This is a genomic window from Streptococcus sp. CSL10205-OR2, assembly GCF_025660655.1.
In the GTDB taxonomy this organism is placed as follows: domain Bacteria; phylum Bacillota; class Bacilli; order Lactobacillales; family Streptococcaceae; genus Streptococcus.
In genome coordinates this window covers 20,658-39,020 of sequence record NZ_JAOTIN010000009.1, presented here as the reverse complement: position 1 = coordinate 39,020, position 18,363 = coordinate 20,658, and the positions used below count along the sequence as shown (strand labels likewise).

The following is an 18,363-nucleotide window of genomic DNA, read 5'->3' as shown; positions in this document are numbered from 1 at the left end:
TCTCCTGTATCTGTCTATTAGAACCATTTTTTCCTGAAAAAGTAAATAACAACGGAAGCACTACCAATCGCTGCTAATAAAACAATTAACCAAAAAGCTTGTGGCATGTCATTTAAAGGTAGGTTATTATCTTTAAAGTTCATCCCGTAGGCCGAAAAGACCACTGTTGGAATATCCAGTGCCATTGTCATCAAGGCAAGAGTTTTCATAATTGTATTTTGGTTGTTGGAAATAATTGAAGCTGTGGTTTCTGTCATGGCATTAAGGACATTTTCATAAATCCCTGCCATCTCAATCGCCTGTTGTGTTTCAATTAAGGTATCTTCTAACAGATCTTCGTCTTCAACATATTTTTTCAAACTACTATTATGACTAGCTAATTTTTTGACAATTCGTTCATTAAATTTTAAAGACGCTTTCAGATAGACAATGGATTTTTCAAGTTCCATCATGTCAATCAATTGTTCATTTCTTGTGGCACGTTCTAATCTAGCTTCGATACGGTCTGTTTGACGGTCAATTGTTCTTAAGGCTGATAGATAAAGTTCAGCATTGCGATATAAAATCTGGAAAACAAAACGTGTTTTCATAAAGGTATTGAAGTTTTTGACACGTTTATTAAAAAAATTATCAAAGAGTGTTAATTCTTCTAAACAAGTTGTGATAACAGCCGTTTTAGTAATAATAATACCCAAAGGAATAGTGACATAGTAGGTTTTGTTATTACGTTCTTCATAGGTTGGGACGTCGACCAAAATAAGGGTGTAGTCGTCTTCAACTGACACACGAGAAGTTTCTTCCGCATCAAGAGGTGCGCGTAAATCGGCAATATCGATGTTGAAGGTTTCGGCTAAACTGATAGATTCTTCCTGGGAGGGGTTTACCAAATTAATCCAAGCACCTGGCTCAAATGTTTGAATTTCTTCAAAATGTGTTGCTCGTGAAAGAAACATTTGTTTCATCAGTAGCCCTCCTTAATGTTTTCGTGTATTGTACTATTATACTACAAATTATCAATTTTGTGGGTAACTGATTAATAGAAATTTTGTTATAATAAAGACAATGCGATTTAAACGCATTGTGAGATGAAAGAGAGTCAAATCATGCAAAATAAATTAATTATTCGAGGGGCACGAGCCCATAACTTAAAGAATATCGATGTTGAAATCCCAAGAGACAAATTTGTCGTGGTGACTGGTCTTTCGGGTTCTGGTAAATCTAGTCTAGCTTTTGATACCATCTATGCTGAAGGGCAAAGACGTTACGTGGAGAGTTTGTCTGCCTATGCTAGACAATTCCTTGGTAATATGGATAAACCTGATGTTGACTCTATTGATGGCCTTAGTCCAGCTATTTCGATTGACCAAAAAACAACCAGTAAAAATCCAAGATCGACAGTTGGAACAGTCACAGAAATCAATGATTATTTAAGGCTTCTCTATGCAAGAGTTGGAACACCTTATTGTAAAAATGGGCATGGGCCTATTAAGGCATCTTCTGTTGAAGAAATTGTTGATAAGGTCTTATCCTTACCTGAAAAGACGCGCATGCAAATTCTTGCTCCCGTGATTAGAGGAAAAAAAGGACAACACAAGACAGTCTTTAACCAGATTCAAAGAAACGGTTATGTGAGAGTAAGGGTTAATGGCGAAATTCATGATATTGATGATGTCCCCGAGTTATCTAAAAATAAAAAACATACTATTGAAGTGGTTGTCGATCGCTTAGTTAACAAAGAAGGGATCAGAAGTCGTTTATTTGATTCGGTTGAATCAACGCTTCATTTTTCTGATGGTTATGTGGTTATTGATACGATGGATGGAAATGAGTTGCTCTTTTCAGAGCACTATGCCTGTGCCATTTGTGGTTTTACAGTACCAGAATTAGAGCCACGTCTCTTTTCATTTAATGCCCCATTTGGGTCTTGTTCAACATGTGATGGTTTGGGACACAAACTAATCGTTGATATGGATTTGGTAGTTCCAGATCCCCAAAAAAGTTTGAGAGAAGGGGCGATTGCTCCTTGGAACCCGATTTCATCAAACTATTATCCGCAAATGCTTGAACAAGCAATGACTCAGTTTGGTATCGATATGGATACACCATTTGAAGCTTTGTCAGAAGAGGACAAAGATATCATTTTAAATGGGTCAAATGGTCGTGAGTTTCATTTTCACTATGAAAATGAATTTGGTGGCGTCCGTGATATTACTATTGCTTTTGAAGGTATTTTAACCAATATTAACCGACGCTATCATGAAACCAATAGTGATTACACGAGAAATCAGATGCGTTCTTATATGAATGAACTGCCTTGTTCTGTTTGTCATGGCTATCGCTTAAATGACCAAGCCTTGTCAGTGAGAGTTGGGGGAGAAAGTGGTTATCATATTGGTGAGTTATCCGACTTATCAATTGAAAATCATTTGGCCGTTCTACCAACCCTACAGTTAGAAACTAATGAGGCGATGATTGCAAAGCCCATTCTCAAAGAAATCACTGATAGACTGACCTTTTTAAATAATGTTGGACTTAATTACTTGACCTTGTCGCGTTCTGCCGGCACCTTATCGGGTGGTGAAAGTCAAAGGATTCGACTGGCCACTCAAATTGGCTCTAACCTAAGTGGTGTCTTGTATGTGCTTGATGAGCCTTCTATTGGTCTTCACCAAAGAGATAACGATCGTTTGATTGATAGCCTCAAAAAAATGCGGGATTTGGGTAACACTTTAATCGTGGTTGAACATGATGAAGACACGATGAAACAAGCCGATTGGCTGATTGATGTCGGACCAGGTGCTGGCGCATTTGGTGGTGAAATTGTTGCCTCAGGAACACCCAAACAAGTCGCCAAAAAGAGAAAATCAATTACAGGGCAATACCTTTCAGGTAAAAAGAAGATTCCAGTTCCTCAAACGAGACGTTCAGGGAACGGTCAATTCATCGAAGTGACTGGTGCCAGTGAAAACAATTTAAAAAATATCTCTGTCAGATTTCCGTTAGGAAAATTCATTGCCGTAACTGGTGTTTCTGGTTCTGGGAAGTCCACCCTAGTCAATAGTATTCTCAAAAAAGCTATCGCTCAAAAATTAAATCGTCATTCTGATAAACCAGGAAAACACAAGACCATTTCGGGAATTTCACAAATCGAGCGCTTGATTGACATCAATCAAAGCCCGATAGGAAGAACACCAAGGTCCAACCCAGCCACTTATACTGGTGTATTTGACGATATTAGAGAATTATTTGCAAAAACCAATGAGGCAAAAATCAGAGGTTATAAAAAAGGACGTTTCAGCTTTAACGTTAAAGGTGGTCGTTGTGAGGCCTGCTCAGGTGATGGGATTATTAAGATTGAAATGCACTTTCTCCCAGATGTTTATGTGCCGTGTGAGGTCTGTCATGGCAAACGTTACAACAGTGAAACACTCGATATTCGCTACAAGGATAAAAATATTGCTGATGTCCTAGACATGACGGTTGATGATGCGGTTGATTTTTTTGCCAATATTCCTAAAATTGCTAGAAAGGTGAAAACTATTCAAGATGTAGGTCTAGGCTATATTACCCTAGGACAGCCAGCAACCACTCTATCAGGTGGTGAAGCACAACGGATGAAACTAGCTAGTGAATTACATAAGCGTTCAACTGGAAAGAGTTTTTATATTCTTGATGAACCAACGACTGGCCTTCATACCGACGATATCGCACGACTCTTAAAAGTTCTTGAACATTTTGTTGAAGAAGGAAACACTGTGTTAGTCATCGAACATAATCTTGATGTTATTAAAACAGCTGATCACATTATTGATTTAGGCCCAGAAGGTGGTGATGGTGGAGGTACCGTTATTGCAACAGGTACTCCAGAGGAAATTGCAACAGTTGCCTCTTCTTATACAGGCCATTATTTGAAGGAGAAATTATATGGAAGAGAGAGTTAAAAAACTGGAAGCCAAATTAGCACAAGCTAATGTCGATGCTATTCTTGTGACTGGTCAAAAAAACATTTACTATTTAACTGGTTTTTGGGGATCTGCTGGGACAGTTTTTATCAGTCAAAATCATCGTCTCTTTTTGACGGATGCTAGATATGCTTTGATTGCTAAGCAAACGATTAAAGGCTTTGAGATTATTGAAACACGCTCGGCACTAACAGAAATCGTAAAAATGATTGAAGGTAGCAACATCAAGCAAATTGGGTTTGATAAGCAAGTTTCTTTCGCCTTTTATCAAACGATTAAAGAGCTTTTTTCAGCTTACGAGTTATTGCCTCTAACTAATTTCATTGAGAAATTACGTATTATCAAGGATGCGAGCGAGATTGCTTTGATTAGAAAAGCTTGTCAGATTTCTGATCAAGCCTTTGTTGATGCCCTTGATTTTATTAAACCAGGTAAAACAGAACTTGAAGTTGCTAACTTTCTTGATTTTCGGATGCGCGAATTGGGGGCTTCTGGGATATCTTTTGAAACTATTGTTGCCTCCGGCTATCGCTCCTCTATGCCACACGGTGTTGCTAGTCAAAAGGTGATTGAAAACGGCGAAACCTTAACCCTTGACTTTGGTTGTATTTATCAGCACTATGTTAGTGATATGACAAGAACCATTCATATTGGTCAGGTGAGTGATGAAGAACGTGCCATTTATGACGTGGTTTACCAAAGCAATCAACAATTGATTAAAAAAGCAAAGGCAGGTCTTAGCTATCAAGATTATGATGGCATTGCAAGAGATGTGATTACAAAAGCAGGCTATGGACCATACTTTACCCATGGTATTGGTCATGGCATGGGCTTAGATGTGCATGAACTGCCTTTCTTTGGTAAAAGTGACAAGACATTAAAAGCTGGTATGGTCATTACTGATGAGCCAGGCATATACCTTGAAGGGAAATATGGTGTTCGTATTGAAGATGATTTATTGATTACTGAAACAGGGTGCGAAGTGCTAACAAATGCTCCCAAAGAATTAATTGTTTTGTAGGAGGAAAAGTGATGGCAGAAAATCGTTTAACTTGGCAAGATTACTTTATGGCCAATGCTGAACTCATCTCAAAACGCTCTACTTGTGATAGAGCTTATGTTGGAGCTGTTTTGGTAAAAAACAATCGTATTATTGCAACTGGCTACAATGGTGGCGTCTCAGAAACATCAAATTGTAGTGAGGTCGGTCATCAAATGGAAGACGGCCATTGTATCAGGACTGTTCATGCTGAAATGAATGCTTTAATTCAGTGTGCTAAAGAAGGTATTTCAACTGATAATACAGAAATCTACGTCACTCATTTCCCTTGTATCAATTGCACAAAGGCTCTTTTACAAGCAGGTATTAAAAAAATCACCTATAAAACGCCTTACAATCCACATGCTTTTGCTAAAGAATTAATGGCGCAAAAAGGTGTGGAGTATGTAGAACATGGTGTGCCCAAATTAACTTTGGGGGATGATACTAAAGAAAAATAGCAAAATAAAACAAGTCAAAATGATTGCTAATAAAATATTGCCGTAAAAATTTGAGACAAAGGCGATTTTATGATAAAATGAGATGATAAATATAATTAATAAGAGGTAAAAAAATGATTGAAGCAAGTAAGCTTAAAGCAGGAATGACATTTGAAACAGCTGATGGAAAATTGATTAAAGTATTAGAAGCTAGTCACCATAAACCAGGAAAAGGCAATACCATTATGCGTATGAAATTGCGTGACGTTCGTACTGGCTCAACTTTTGATACTAGCTATCGTCCAGAAGAAAAATTCGAACAAGCCATTATTGAAACACACCCAGCACAATATCTCTATCAAATGGATGGCACAGCTTACTTTATGGATACAGACAGCTACGATCAGTATGAAATACCAGTGGCAAATGTTGAAGACGAATTGAAATATATTCTTGAAAATGCTGAAGTGAAAATCCAATTTTATGGAACAGAAGTGATTGGTGTGACAGTTCCAACAACAGTTGAGTTAACAGTTACTGAGACACAACCATCGATTAAAGGTGCAACAGTAACTGGTTCTGGAAAACCAGCAACATTAGAAACAGGTTTAGTGGTTAACGTTCCTGACTTTATTGAAGTGGGTCAAAAATTAATCATCAACACTGCCGAAGGGTCATACGTATCTCGTGCTTAATCCTATTAGGCAAAGAGAAGTGACAGATATTTGAAAGGACAAATCTATGACAAATGAATCAATTGGGGAAATCGTTATTTCTCCGCGCGTGCTTGAAGTGATTACAGGTATTGCTGCTACAAAAGTTGATGGTGTTCACTCCCTTCACAATAAAAAAGTAGCAGACACATTTAACAAAGCGCACAGAGGACGTGGTGTCTACCTTAAAACAGAAGAAAATGGTGATGTGATTGCTGATCTTTTTGTCTACCTGCAGTATGGTGTCAATGCCCCATCAGTGGCTATGGCTATACAAAAAGCAGTTAAAGATGCGATATATGATATGGCAGAAATCACAATCTCTCAAGTTAACGTGCATATTGTTGGTATAGTGACTGAAAAAACACCTAAGCCTGATATGAAGTCCTTGTTTGATGAGGATTTCTTAGATGACTAATAGTATTAAAGATTCTAGAAGAGATTTACGAGAACGTGCCTTCCAAGCTCTTTTTAGCTTAGAATATGGTGATAATATTGATGACGCCATTTCGTTTACTTACACCTATGATAAAGAACAAGAAACAGATGACGGCCAACAAGAAATTCCAAGCTATCTTATTTCTCTTGTTAAGGGAGTGGTTGATAAACAATCACAACTTGATCAGATGATTGAAGAAAAACTAAAAACTGGCTGGACTCTCTCTCGTCTGACAAAAACGGATAAAATTATCCTACGTCTGGGTTTGTATGAAATTCGTTTTTTTGAAGATACTCCTGATAGAGTAGCTATCAATGAAGCTATTGAACTGGCAAAAAAGTATTCTGATGTCACATCAAGTAAATTTATTAATGGTCTTTTAAATCAATTTATGACAGACGACAAATAAGAACTAAAAATGGTTTATACTATGAAGTATTTGCCATTTTCTTCTTGAAAAAGAAGTGACACTACTGTCTCTTCTTTTTATTTTTGCTATTTTGTGTTAAAATCGTAAAAAAAGAGAAAGAAGGAGAGACTATGGCAGAACCGTTATTTTTAGAATCCGTTATGCAAGAAAAAATATGGGGTGGTTCTAAGTTAAGAGATATCTTTGGCTATAATATTCCTAGTGACCAAACAGGAGAGTATTGGGCAATTTCAGCTCATCCTAATGGTGTTTCAATCGTCAAAAATGGTCGCTATGCAGGTCAAAGACTTGACAATTTATATCAAAATGAACCTGATTTATTTGGTCAACCCAAAAGTCCTGTTTTTCCCTTACTAACTAAAATTCTTGATGCTAATGATTGGTTAAGTGTTCAGGTCCATCCAGATAATGAGTATGGTATGGCTCATGAGGGAGAATTAGGTAAAACAGAATGTTGGTATATCATTTCAGCAGATGAAGGAGCAGAAATTATCTATGGTCACAATGCCAAGAGTAAAGAAGAACTAGCTCAAATGATTGCTGATAAAAAATGGAATGATTTGTTGACTAAAATACCTGTTAAAGCAGGAGACTTTTTTCATGTTCCAAGTGGGACTATGCATGCGATTGGTAAAGGTATCATGATTTTAGAAACACAACAATCAAGTGATACGACTTATCGTGTTTATGATTTTGACCGCAAAGATAACAATGGTCAAAAAAGAGAACTGCATTTAAAACAATCAATTGATGTTTTAACCATTGGAGAGCCTAAAAATAGTCATCCTATCACTTTAAAGACTGATCAATTAACATCAATACTTTTGGTGGATGATAAATTCTTTACTGTTTATAAATGGGAAATTGATGGTTCTGTGACTTTTAAGCAAGTAGCACCTTATTATCTGCTTAGTGTACTATCAGGTAAGGGTAACCTTATAATTGATGGAGACACTTACCCTATTCAAAAAGGTGATCATTTTATTTTGCCTTATCCGGTTAAAGAATGGACATTTAGTGGAGAACAATTAGAAATCATTGCTAGCTATAGTAATGAAGAGGATTTGCCTAGTGAAAAAGCTTGATACTATTTTAAACTATTGTAGTGATGAACGCCATTACCATCAGGGTAGCTATTATCGCCTAAAATCACACGGTGATAATATCTATAGTTTAACGATTTCAGTGCCAGGATTTTGTGGTGAAAACACACCTCATCCCATGCTGAAATTTAGTTACGATGGCACAAAAGTAGATTTTATCTCTTATGTTGACTATGAAACGAATCCTATTAAGACCCTCTTTTTTGATGAGGAGAATGAATTATTTTTTCAGAAGGAATTTAAACGTTTAATTGATGATTTTTATGCTTTTTATTCTGAAAAAACTAATAAAAAAACGGAGCTCTAGTGGCTTCGTTTTTTAAATGCTATTCTCAAAAATCTCTTGAATTAAAATAAGTCTTTTCATTACCTTCAATTCTTGAAATAGAGTGATTAATATGATAAAATAAACCGATAAGTGTATCGAAAGGAAAGATAATGGCAAATATTATACGTAAAATCATTGAAAATGATAACGGTGAATTAAAAAAATTAGATAGAATTGCAAAAAAAGTTGAAAACTATGAAAATGAAATGGCAGCACTTTCTGATGATGCCTTAAAAGCTAAAACAGAAGAATTTAAGGAACGCTATCAAAAGGGAGAAACACTTGATGAATTACTTCCAGAAGCTTTTGCGGTTGTTCGTGAAGCTTCAAAACGTGTTTTAGGTCTATTTCCATATCATGTGCAAATCATGGGTGGGATTGTCCTACATCACGGTGATGTGGCTGAGATGAGAACCGGTGAAGGTAAAACCTTGACAGCGACTATGCCTGTTTATTTAAATGCTCTTTCTGGAGAAGGCGTGCATGTTGTTACAGTCAACGAATACCTTTCTGTGCGTGATGCGACAGAAATGGGTGAATTATATAGCTGGTTAGGACTATCTGTTGGAATCAACTTGGCAGCTAAGTCGCCAGCTGAAAAACGTGAAGCCTATCTTTGTGATATTACCTACTCAACCAACTCAGAGTTTGGTTTTGACTACCTCAGAGATAACATGGTTGTCCGTAAAGAAGCCATGGTTCAACGTCCACTAAATTATGCTTTAGTCGACGAGGTTGACTCAGTTTTAATTGACGAAGCACGAACGCCACTCATCATTTCCGGTGCTGAGAGTGCTGAAACAAACAAATTATATGATTGGACAGATCGTTTTGTCAAAACTTTGACAAAAGATGATTATATCATTGATGTGCCAACAAAAACCATTGGATTATCAGATTCAGGGATTGATAAGGCAGAGGAATATTTCAAGTTAGAAAATCTTTATAACATTGAAAACGTGGCCTTAACCCATTTCTTGGACAATGCTCTTCGTGCCAACTTTATCATGACACTTGATATTGATTATGTGGTTAGTGAAAAAGAAGAGATTCTTATTGTTGACCAATTTACAGGTCGTACCATGGAGGGTCGTCGTTTCTCAGATGGCTTACACCAAGCGATTGAAGCTAAAGAAGGTGTGCCTATCCAAGATGAATCAAAAACAAGTGCTTCAATTACCTACCAAAATTTCTTTCGTATGTATAGAAAATTGGCTGGTATGACTGGTACCGGTAAAACTGAGGAAGATGAATTCCGCGAAATCTACAATATGCGTGTTATTCCTATTCCAACCAACCGTCCGATTGCTCGTATTGACCATTCTGACTTACTCTATCCAACGCTAAGTTCTAAATTTAGAGCAGTAGTAGCTGATGTTAAACAACGCTATGAAAATGAGCAACCCGTTCTTGTTGGTACCGTTGCTGTTGAAACCAGTGATTTGCTTTCAAAAATGCTTGTTGAAGCAGGTGTTCCGCATGAAGTTTTAAATGCTAAAAACCATGCTAAAGAAGCTCAAATAATCATGAATGCTGGACAAAGAGGAGCGGTGACAATTGCTACCAACATGGCTGGTCGTGGTACCGATATTAAGCTTGGTGATGGTGTTAGAGAACGTGGCGGTCTTTGTGTTATTGGTACAGAACGTCATGAAAGTCGTCGTATCGATAATCAGTTACGTGGGCGTTCTGGACGTCAAGGAGATCCAGGGGAATCACAATTTTATCTTTCTCTTGAAGATGATTTAATGCGTCGTTTCGGCTCAGAAAGAATTAAAGCCTTCTTTGAGCGAATGAATCTTGATGAAGAAGACACTGTGATTAAATCTCGTATGTTAACTAATCAAGTGGAATCAGCTCAAAAACGTGTTGAAGGAAACAACTACGATACTCGTAAACAAGTCTTACAATACGATGATGTTATGCGTGAGCAAAGAGAAATTATTTATGCACAACGCTATGATGTCATCACAGCTAATCGTGACCTTGGGCCAGAAATCAAGGCAATGATTAAGCGGACAATTGAGCGTACAGTTGACGGTCATAGCAGAAGTGAGAGAAAACAAGCCTTAGAAGCTATCTTAAACTTTGCTCAAACAAGTCTGTTACCTGAGGATTCGATTGCCTTGTCAGATATTGAAAACCTCAGTGATGCTGATATTAAAAAAGAATTATTTGAGAGAGCTGAGAAAGTTTATGAGCAACAAATTTCGAAATTACGTGACGAAGAAGCTGTTATTGAATTCCAAAAAGTACTGTTACTAATGGTTGTTGATAACAAGTGGACGGATCATATTGATGCCTTAGATCAATTACGAAGTGCTGTTGGCTTGAGGGGTTACGCTCAAAACAATCCAATTGTTGAGTATCAATCAGAAGGATTTAAAATGTTCCAAGAAATGATTGGAGCTATTGAATTTGATGTGACAAGAACAATGATGAAAGCACAAATTCATGAACAAGAGCGTGAAAAAGCACCAATCCAATCACGAACAACAGCAGTCGCTAATATTTCTGCTAAGACTTCAGAAGAAAAAGAAGATCTTTCTCAATATGATTTCTCTAATGTTGGACGAAATGATAAATGTCCGTGTGGCTCAGGTAAGAAATTTAAAAATTGTCACGGACGTCAAAAAGCGTAACCGTTAATTTTCTAACGTTACTTCAAAGATGACAAAGATTCGCAACCCATCTCTACTGATGGGTGCGACTCTTTTTCATTAAAAAGTTGTTGGCTCACATTAAAAAACATTTTGTTCAGAAAAAACATCAATTAATGTGTTGGAGAAAAATATGGGAATCCACCAAAAAAGTGGCAAAATAGATATTAAAGCATTAAAAAAAACGACAACACTGACAGGGCCGTTTTTAAGAAAAAAACAAATAAGAGATAATGAATTAGCAAGTATCATTAAAGGTGAAGACCAACGTCTATTATTACTGATAGGACCTTGTTCATCAGATAATGAAGAGGCTGTGTTAGAATATGCCAAGCGTTTATCAAAACTGCAAGAAGAAGTTAAAGATAAATTATTTATGGTCATGCGAGTCTACACAGCAAAACCAAGAACTAATGGCACTGGCTATAAAGGTTTGGTTCATCAACCCAATTTTCGAGAATTACCAGATTTAATCAATGGTATCAAAATGGTTAGAAGACTCCATTACCGTGTGATTACAGAGACAGGATTAACCACTGCTGATGAAATGGTCTACACTTCTAACTATCAATTAATTGATGATCTTGTTTCCTATCATGCTGTTGGTGCTAGATCTGTTGAAGATCAAGAGCATAGGTTTCTTGCTTCTGGTATTGATACACCAGTAGGAATGAAAAATCCGACTTCTGGCAATCTTAACGTCATGTTCAACGGCATTTATGCTGCTCAAAACAAACAAAATTTTATTTATCATGATGCAGAAGTTGAAACAGATGGCAATCCTTTTGTTCATGCGATTTTAAGAGGAGCAATGAATGAACATGGTGAACACATTCCAAACTATTACTATGATTGCTTGTTAAAAACGATTGCTCACTATAAAGAGATGCATTTAAGTAACCCTTTTGTAATTATTGATACCAATCACGATAATTCAGGAAAAGACTATTTAGAACAAATTAGAATTGTCCGCCAAACACTGATAAATCGTGATTGGAATGAAATGATTAAGCAATTCGTTAGAGGTTTTATGATTGAATCCTATCTAGAAGATGGTCGTCAAGATAGACCAGAAGTATTTGGCAAATCGATAACAGACCCTTGTTTGGGTTGGGAAAAAACTGAGAAATTAGTCAAAGAAATTTACCAGACATTAGCTGATTAAAGGTTCTAATGATGGTTAGAATGTAGAAGGTTACTATGATTATTGGGCACGGTATTGATTTACAAGATGTATCAGCCATTCAAAAAGTGTATGCTAAAAATAATTCTTTTTTAAATCGGATCTTAACCAATCAAGAGGAAGCTGTTTTTCAGCAATTGAAAGGCAAGCGTCAAATAGAATATTTGGCTGGACGTTGGGCAGCAAAAGAAGCTTTTGCTAAAGCGTTGGGAACAGGTATAGGTAAGATAACCTTTCAAGATATTGAAGTATTAAATAATGCTAAAGGAGCTCCCTATGTTTCTAAAGCTCCTTTTGATGGTAAGATATTTATTAGTATTTCTCATAGCGGTCACTTTGTGCAGGCTAGTGTGATTTTGGAGGATTAAGATGGTTTCTAGTATACATCGGCCAACGAGGGCTAAGATTAATTTGCAAGCAATTAGTGATAATATTGAGACTATTAAAAGTCATCTCCCTCAAAAAACACAATTTTTTGCTGTGGTAAAAGCCAATGCTTATGGTCATGGTGCCGTTAATGTTGCCAAATCAATTGAAAATCAAGTAGATACCTTTTGTGTTTCTAATATTGATGAAGGTTTAGAACTGCGTCAATCTGGAGTGAAAAAACCTATTTTAGTGTTAGGTGCAATACTTCCTGATGAAATAAAAGTTGCTATTCAGTATGATCTGGTCGTGACCATTGCAAGTATAGAATGGCTTGAAATGGTAAAAAAAGAAGGACTGTCTTTATCTCAGCTATCCGTTCATATTAAAGTAGACTCAGGGATGGGGAGAATTGGTGTCAGAAGTCTTCAACAAACCAATCAACTGATTAAAGGACTCAAAGAATATGGTGCAAGAATTGAAGGTATTTTTACTCATTTTGCAACAGCAGATGAAACAGATGACAGTCAGTATCAGCAACAACTAACTTTCTTTAAAGAATTAATCAACCAATTAGAAGACAAACCAGCAATTATTCACACCTCTAACTCAGCAGCCAGTCTATGGCATACAGATAGTATCATGACTGCTGTCAGGATAGGAATCGCACTTTATGGTCTTAACCCAAGTGGTGTTGATTTAGACCTTCCTTATCCATTAAAACCAGCCCTTCATCTAGAATCTGCTTTGGTCAATGTGAAAGAGATTAATAGTGGCGACTTGGTTGGTTACGGTGCTACTTATCAGGCTCAAAAAACAGAATGGATAGGAACGGTTCCTATCGGTTATGCGGATGGTTGGACTAGAGATATGCAAGGTTTTTCGGTTCTAGTTGACGGAGAATTTTGTGAGATTGTTGGACGTGTGTCAATGGACCAGATGACGATTCGTTTACCTAACTATTACCCACTGGGAACAAAAGTCACTTTAATTGGTAGAGATGGTGACCAAACCATTACAGCAACTCAAGTAGCTCAACAAAGAAAAACAATTAATTATGAAGTTTTATGTCTACTTAGTGAGCGAATTCCTAGAGAATATGAGTGAAAATAAAGAAAAACTCTTGTATAATAGATTTACAAGAGTTTTGTTTTACTAATAAGAAAGAAGATGGAGGAAAGCCGTGGACTTAAATGATAACATTACCGTGCTTAAAGGGTTGGGACCTAAATCCGCTGAAAAATTTAATGCCCTTGGTATTTTTTCCATGGAAGACCTTTTATTATACTTTCCTTTTAGGTATGAAAATTTTAAAAGTCGCTTGGTAGAAGAATTGGTAGATGGGGAAAAGGCAGTCATTACCGGAACAGTTGTTGCCCCACCAAATGTGCAGTACTATGGTTTCAAAAAAAATAGATTGCATTTTAAACTAAGACAAGGCGAAGCTGTTATTGGCGTTAATTTTTTTAATCAACCTTATTTACAAGACAAAATAACTGTTGGAAAAGCAACCGCTGTTTTTGGTAAGTGGGACCAGTTAAAATCCTCTTTAACTGGTATGAAATTATTGGCTCAAGTTGATGATGACCTTCAACCTGTTTATCATGTGGCAAAAGGGATTTCTCAATATCAGCTTATTAAAATCATAAAAATAGCCTTTGAGTCAGGCTATGGAGACTTGATTAAAGAAAATTTGCCTGATGTTTTACTCAATCGTTATCGCCTTTTAGGACGACAAAGAGCCGTTATGGCTATGCATTTTCCTAAAGACATTGAGGAATATAGACAAGCCTTAAGACGTATTAAATTTGAAGAATTACTTTATTTTCAGATGCAGTTACAGGTATTGAAAAAAGAAAATAAATTAGAAACAAATGGCTTGAGTTTACCCATTAACCAAGAAAAAGTTAATCAAAAAATTAAAGAACTCTCTTTTCAATTAACAAAAGCTCAAGAAAACTCATTAACGGACATTTTAACTGATATGACCTCAGGCGCACACATGAATCGCCTTTTGCAAGGAGATGTGGGGTCTGGTAAAACAGTCGTTGCCGGATTAGCAATGTACGCGGCTTTTACAGCTGGTTTTCAGTCAGCAATGATGGTACCTACAGAAATACTGGCTGAACAACATTTTCAAAGTTTATCACAACTGTTCCCAGAAAACACTATTGCCCTGTTAACATCGGGAATGACTGTCGCTGCTAAAAAAGCATCGCTTAAAGCCATTGCTGATGGAAGTGTTGAGATGATTGTTGGGACGCATGCCTTGATTCAAGAAGCGGTCAATTATCATAAATTAGGACTTGTGATAACAGATGAACAGCACCGTTTTGGTGTTAAACAACGTCGTCTTTTTCGTGAAAAAGGAAATAATCCTGATGTTTTAATGATGACAGCAACGCCTATTCCAAGAACTTTGGCGATTACTGCCTTTGGGGAGATGGATGTTTCTATTATCGATGAACTACCTGCTGGTAGAAAAAAAATTATTACCCGTTGGGTCAAACACGAACAATTACCAACCGTTTTAACTTGGCTGGAAAAAGAAATGGCTAAACAAGCACAAGTCTATGTTATTTCACCCTTGATTGAAGAATCAGAAGCGCTTGATTTAAAAAATGCTGTCAGTTTGTATGAGGAATTGGACCATCATTTTACTGGTAAAGCAAGAGTTGCTCTTTTACACGGTAGGATGAAAACTGCTGAAAAAGATGCCATTATGCAAGGGTTTAAAAAGCATCAAATTGATATTTTGGTATCAACAACAGTTATCGAAGTTGGGGTCAATGTTCCAAATGCCACCATCATGATAATTATGGATGCCGATCGTTTTGGGCTTAGTCAACTCCATCAGCTAAGAGGTCGTGTTGGTCGTGGGGAAAAGCAATCCTATGCCATTTTGGTTGCAAATCCTAAAACTCAATATGGTAAACAACGCATGACAATAATGACAGAGACAACAGATGGTTTCGTTCTTGCTGAGGAAGATTTAAAAATGAGAGGAGCAGGTGAAATTTTTGGTACAAGACAATCTGGACTTCCAGAATTTAAAACAGCAGATATTGTAGAAGATTATCATATCTTAGAAGAAGCCAGACAAGTCGCACAAACAATTGTGTCAAAAGACAACTGGGAAGAAAATCCAGACTGGTCTCTTTTAGCTATTAATCTCAAACCACAAGAAACATTTGATTAAAACGATTAACAACACAAAAGCAGTAAGTCATTCACTTACTGCTTTAATATTACTTTATTATTTTATATTAACCTTCAATGTATTCTTTCAAGGCTTCTCCCGTTAAGCCGGCATTAAGAGCAATTAATAATTTTAGTCTGGCTTTTTGAGCATTTAATTCTTTGACAAACATAACACCTGCTTGGGATAATTGAATACCGCCACCTTCATAATCATAGATAGCTTCAGCAATCCCATTAAAACAACGAGAAACAAGGACAACAGGCGTTCCACCTTTTATCAAATTCTCTAAAGCAATTGCAGCTTTGGGTGGCATATTTCCAGCACCAAATGCTTCTACGACAACACCATCAATACCATCAGGTTGTAAGAGATTAATCAAATCATCTTCCATTCCTGCATAGGCTTTAATGATTGGAACAACACCAGAGATATGATGTAAATCAAAACGGACACGCGGGTCAGCTGTTTTAAAGAAAAGAATATCGTCTTTCATCATAATACCAAGTGGACCATGTGTTGGTGTTTGAAAGGTTGAAACATTAGTAGTATGCGTTTTAGTGACATATTTGGCGGCATGAATTTCTTCATTCATCACCACTAAAACACCTTTGTCATAAGCTTTAGGATGGGCAGCAACTCTTAACGCACAAAGGTAATTATAAATACCGTCACTACCAAGCGCATTAGAACTTCTCATGGCGCCAGTTAAGACAATGGGGATGTTTGGAATTGCCATGGTATCAAGGAAATAAGCCGTTTCTTCAAGAGTATCTGTTCCGTGAGTAATAACAACACCATCAAACTTTTTATCAGCTTCTTTAATGTGACGAAATAAAAGAAGCATGTGATCAACAGTGATATGAGGACTAGGAACATTTAAAATATTTTTAACCGTCAGTTCAATATTATCAAGATTGACCTCAACACTCGCCATAGGATTATTATCATTTGTGACAATGTGACCTGAACGATCACTATGCATAGCAATAGTTCCGCCTGTGTGGAGCACAAGAATTTTTTTCATAAGAATCTCAGCTTTCTAAAAAATATGCTATACTTATTTTAGCATAAAAACTGAACAGAGGGATTTTAATTGGCAATAAAAGCAGTTTGTTTTGATATTGATGGGACACTTTTAAACGATATTAAATCAGTCCAAAAATCAACCCATCAAGCAATAAAAGAAATGAAAAAACAAGGAATTGTTGTAGGACTAGCTACTGGGCGTGGTCCTGGTTTTGTTGACCCTTTTATGGATAATCTAGGGCTTGATTTTGCCATTACTTATAATGGGCAATATATTTTTACGAGAGATCGCATTTTATACCAAAATACCCTGCCAAAATCAGTGGTTTACAAGGTGATTAAGTACGCTTCTGATCAAAAAAAAGAGATTTCTCTAGGAACGGTCTCAGGGTTAGTTGGTTCACAAATTATCAATATGGGAACGAGTCGTTTTGGTCAAATTGTCAGTCGTCTCATTCCTAAAAAGATGGCTAAAACGGTTGAAAAAAGTTTTAAACATTTGATTCGACGGTTTAAACCTCAAAATAGAGCTACTTTACTAACCATGATGCGTCAACCTATTTTTCAAGTGGTGCTAGTAGCTAGTCAGCAAGAAACCAGAAAAATAGAAGACCGTTTCCCTCAATTAACAGTGACAAGAAGTAGCCCTTATTCTGCTGACCTCATCTCCAAAAATCAGTCTAAGTTAAAGGGTATTTCACTTGTTGGTGATTTTTTTGGATTTGATATTTCAGAAGTGATGGCTTTTGGAGACTCTGATAATGACATCGAAATGCTATCAGGAGTTGGTGTTGGCGTTGCTATGGGTAATGCTAAGGAATCAGTTAAAAAAATAGCTCACTATATTACGGATACTAATAATAACGATGGTATTTCTAAAGCTCTTGATCACTATGGTCTTGTTCATTTATATCCTAGTCAGACCTTTAAGAGTAAGGATGAAAATTTCAATAAAGTCAAGGATTTCCACCAGCTGATGGACGGGGAAACGCGTCAAGTCCCCAAAGCCTATAGTTTAGAACAGGCGAGCTATCGATCAGGCTTTAAAGTGGAAGAAATTGTCGAATTTCTTTATGCAACAAGCCAAGGTAATAATCAGGACTTTAAAAAAGCAGTGGTAGATTTACACACTGCGATAGATGATGCCACAAAAAAAGTCGCCCGAAAACCTTATGAGGGAGAAAGTATTGTTGGCCAAGTTGACGCCTTGACAGATCTACTTTATTTCACCTATGGTAGTTTCGTTCTCATGGGTGTTGATCCTAAACCATTTTTTGATACAGTTCATGGCGCTAACATGGGAAAAATTTTCCCAGATGGGAAGGCTCATTTTGATCCTGTCACTCATAAGATTTTAAAACCTGATAATTGGGAAGAACGATTTGCACCAGAACCAGCTATCAAACGAGAACTTGATCGCCAAATTCAAAAGGCATTAAGAACTAAAATAGAGATTTCTGAATAGAAATCTC

Annotated in this window: 16 protein-coding genes; 14 read left to right on the top strand and 2 right to left on the bottom strand. The window is 36.8% G+C overall.

The window, feature by feature from the left end:
• Positions 1 to 17: 17 nt before the first annotated feature.
• Positions 18 to 962 carry a magnesium transporter CorA family protein gene (locus N7659_RS05485; RefSeq protein WP_263276204.1) on the bottom strand — a complete coding sequence of 315 codons (945 nt, stop codon included), beginning with the start codon at positions 960 to 962 and terminating at the stop codon, positions 18 to 20.
• Between the two features lie 141 nt (positions 963 to 1,103).
• Here N7659_RS05485 and uvrA point away from each other — a divergent pair, with 141 nt between their 5' ends.
• From uvrA to recG, 13 genes are all read left to right on the top strand, one after another.
• Entirely contained in the window at positions 1,104 to 3,941 is a 2,838-nt protein-coding gene (gene uvrA / locus N7659_RS05480; RefSeq protein WP_263276203.1) for an excinuclease ABC subunit UvrA, read from the top strand.
• A complete protein-coding gene (locus N7659_RS05475; protein ID WP_263276202.1) occupies positions 3,925 to 4,983 on the top strand; it encodes a M24 family metallopeptidase in 1,059 nt (352 codons plus the stop codon). Before uvrA ends, N7659_RS05475 begins: the two co-directional genes overlap by 17 nt.
• An 11-nt stretch (positions 4,984 to 4,994) precedes the next feature.
• A complete protein-coding gene (locus N7659_RS05470) occupies positions 4,995 to 5,462 on the top strand; it encodes a deoxycytidylate deaminase (RefSeq protein ID WP_263276201.1) in 468 nt (155 codons plus the stop codon).
• 113 nt (positions 5,463 to 5,575) lie between these two features.
• Positions 5,576 to 6,136: an elongation factor P gene (gene efp / locus N7659_RS05465; RefSeq protein WP_263276200.1), complete on the top strand. Its 561-nt coding sequence runs from the start codon at positions 5,576 to 5,578 to the stop codon at positions 6,134 to 6,136.
• A gap of 46 nt (positions 6,137 to 6,182) precedes the next feature.
• The gene (locus tag N7659_RS05460) at positions 6,183 to 6,572 is read left to right on the top strand and encodes an Asp23/Gls24 family envelope stress response protein (RefSeq protein WP_263276199.1); all 390 of its coding nucleotides are present in this window, start codon (positions 6,183 to 6,185) and stop codon (positions 6,570 to 6,572) included.
• Positions 6,565 to 7,002, top strand: a complete 438-nt coding sequence (gene nusB, locus N7659_RS05455) for a transcription antitermination factor NusB (protein ID WP_263276198.1) — start codon at positions 6,565 to 6,567, stop codon at positions 7,000 to 7,002. Before N7659_RS05460 ends, nusB begins: the two co-directional genes overlap by 8 nt.
• Before the next feature lie 131 nt (positions 7,003 to 7,133).
• Entirely contained in the window at positions 7,134 to 8,108 is a 975-nt protein-coding gene (gene manA, locus N7659_RS05450) for a mannose-6-phosphate isomerase, class I (RefSeq protein ID WP_263276197.1), read from the top strand.
• On the top strand, positions 8,095 to 8,433 hold the full coding sequence (locus tag N7659_RS05445; RefSeq protein WP_263276196.1) for a hypothetical protein: 339 nt from the start codon (positions 8,095 to 8,097) through the stop codon (positions 8,431 to 8,433). The genes manA and N7659_RS05445 overlap by 14 nt, the downstream gene beginning before the upstream one ends.
• Positions 8,434 to 8,564: 131 nt before the next feature.
• Positions 8,565 to 11,096 (top strand): preprotein translocase subunit SecA, encoded by a 2,532-nt coding sequence (gene secA, locus N7659_RS05440; protein ID WP_263276195.1) that lies wholly within the window; start codon positions 8,565 to 8,567, stop codon positions 11,094 to 11,096.
• 151 nt (positions 11,097 to 11,247) lie between these two features.
• Positions 11,248 to 12,279, top strand: coding sequence for a 3-deoxy-7-phosphoheptulonate synthase (locus N7659_RS05435; RefSeq protein ID WP_263276194.1), 1,032 nt, complete (start codon positions 11,248 to 11,250; stop codon positions 12,277 to 12,279).
• Positions 12,280 to 12,314: 35 nt separating this feature from the next.
• Positions 12,315 to 12,665: a holo-ACP synthase gene (gene acpS / locus N7659_RS05430; RefSeq protein WP_263276193.1), complete on the top strand. Its 351-nt coding sequence runs from the start codon at positions 12,315 to 12,317 to the stop codon at positions 12,663 to 12,665.
• Position 12,666: 1 nt separating this feature from the next.
• Complete coding sequence (gene alr / locus N7659_RS05425) at positions 12,667 to 13,770, top strand: alanine racemase (protein ID WP_263276192.1); 1,104 nt, start codon at positions 12,667 to 12,669, stop codon at positions 13,768 to 13,770.
• Between the two features lie 76 nt (positions 13,771 to 13,846).
• Entirely contained in the window at positions 13,847 to 15,862 is a 2,016-nt protein-coding gene (gene recG, locus N7659_RS05420; protein WP_263276191.1) for an ATP-dependent DNA helicase RecG, read from the top strand.
• Between the two features lie 67 nt (positions 15,863 to 15,929).
• Here recG and N7659_RS05415 read toward each other — a convergent pair whose 3' ends face one another.
• Positions 15,930 to 16,889, bottom strand: a complete 960-nt coding sequence (locus N7659_RS05415; RefSeq protein ID WP_263276190.1) for an asparaginase — start codon at positions 16,887 to 16,889, stop codon at positions 15,930 to 15,932.
• 69 nt (positions 16,890 to 16,958) lie between these two features.
• On the opposite strand from N7659_RS05415, the gene N7659_RS05410 reads away from it, so the two are divergent.
• The gene (locus tag N7659_RS05410; RefSeq protein ID WP_263276189.1) at positions 16,959 to 18,356 is read left to right on the top strand and encodes a Cof-type HAD-IIB family hydrolase; all 1,398 of its coding nucleotides are present in this window, start codon (positions 16,959 to 16,961) and stop codon (positions 18,354 to 18,356) included.
• The last annotated feature ends 7 nt before the right edge of the window (positions 18,357 to 18,363 follow it).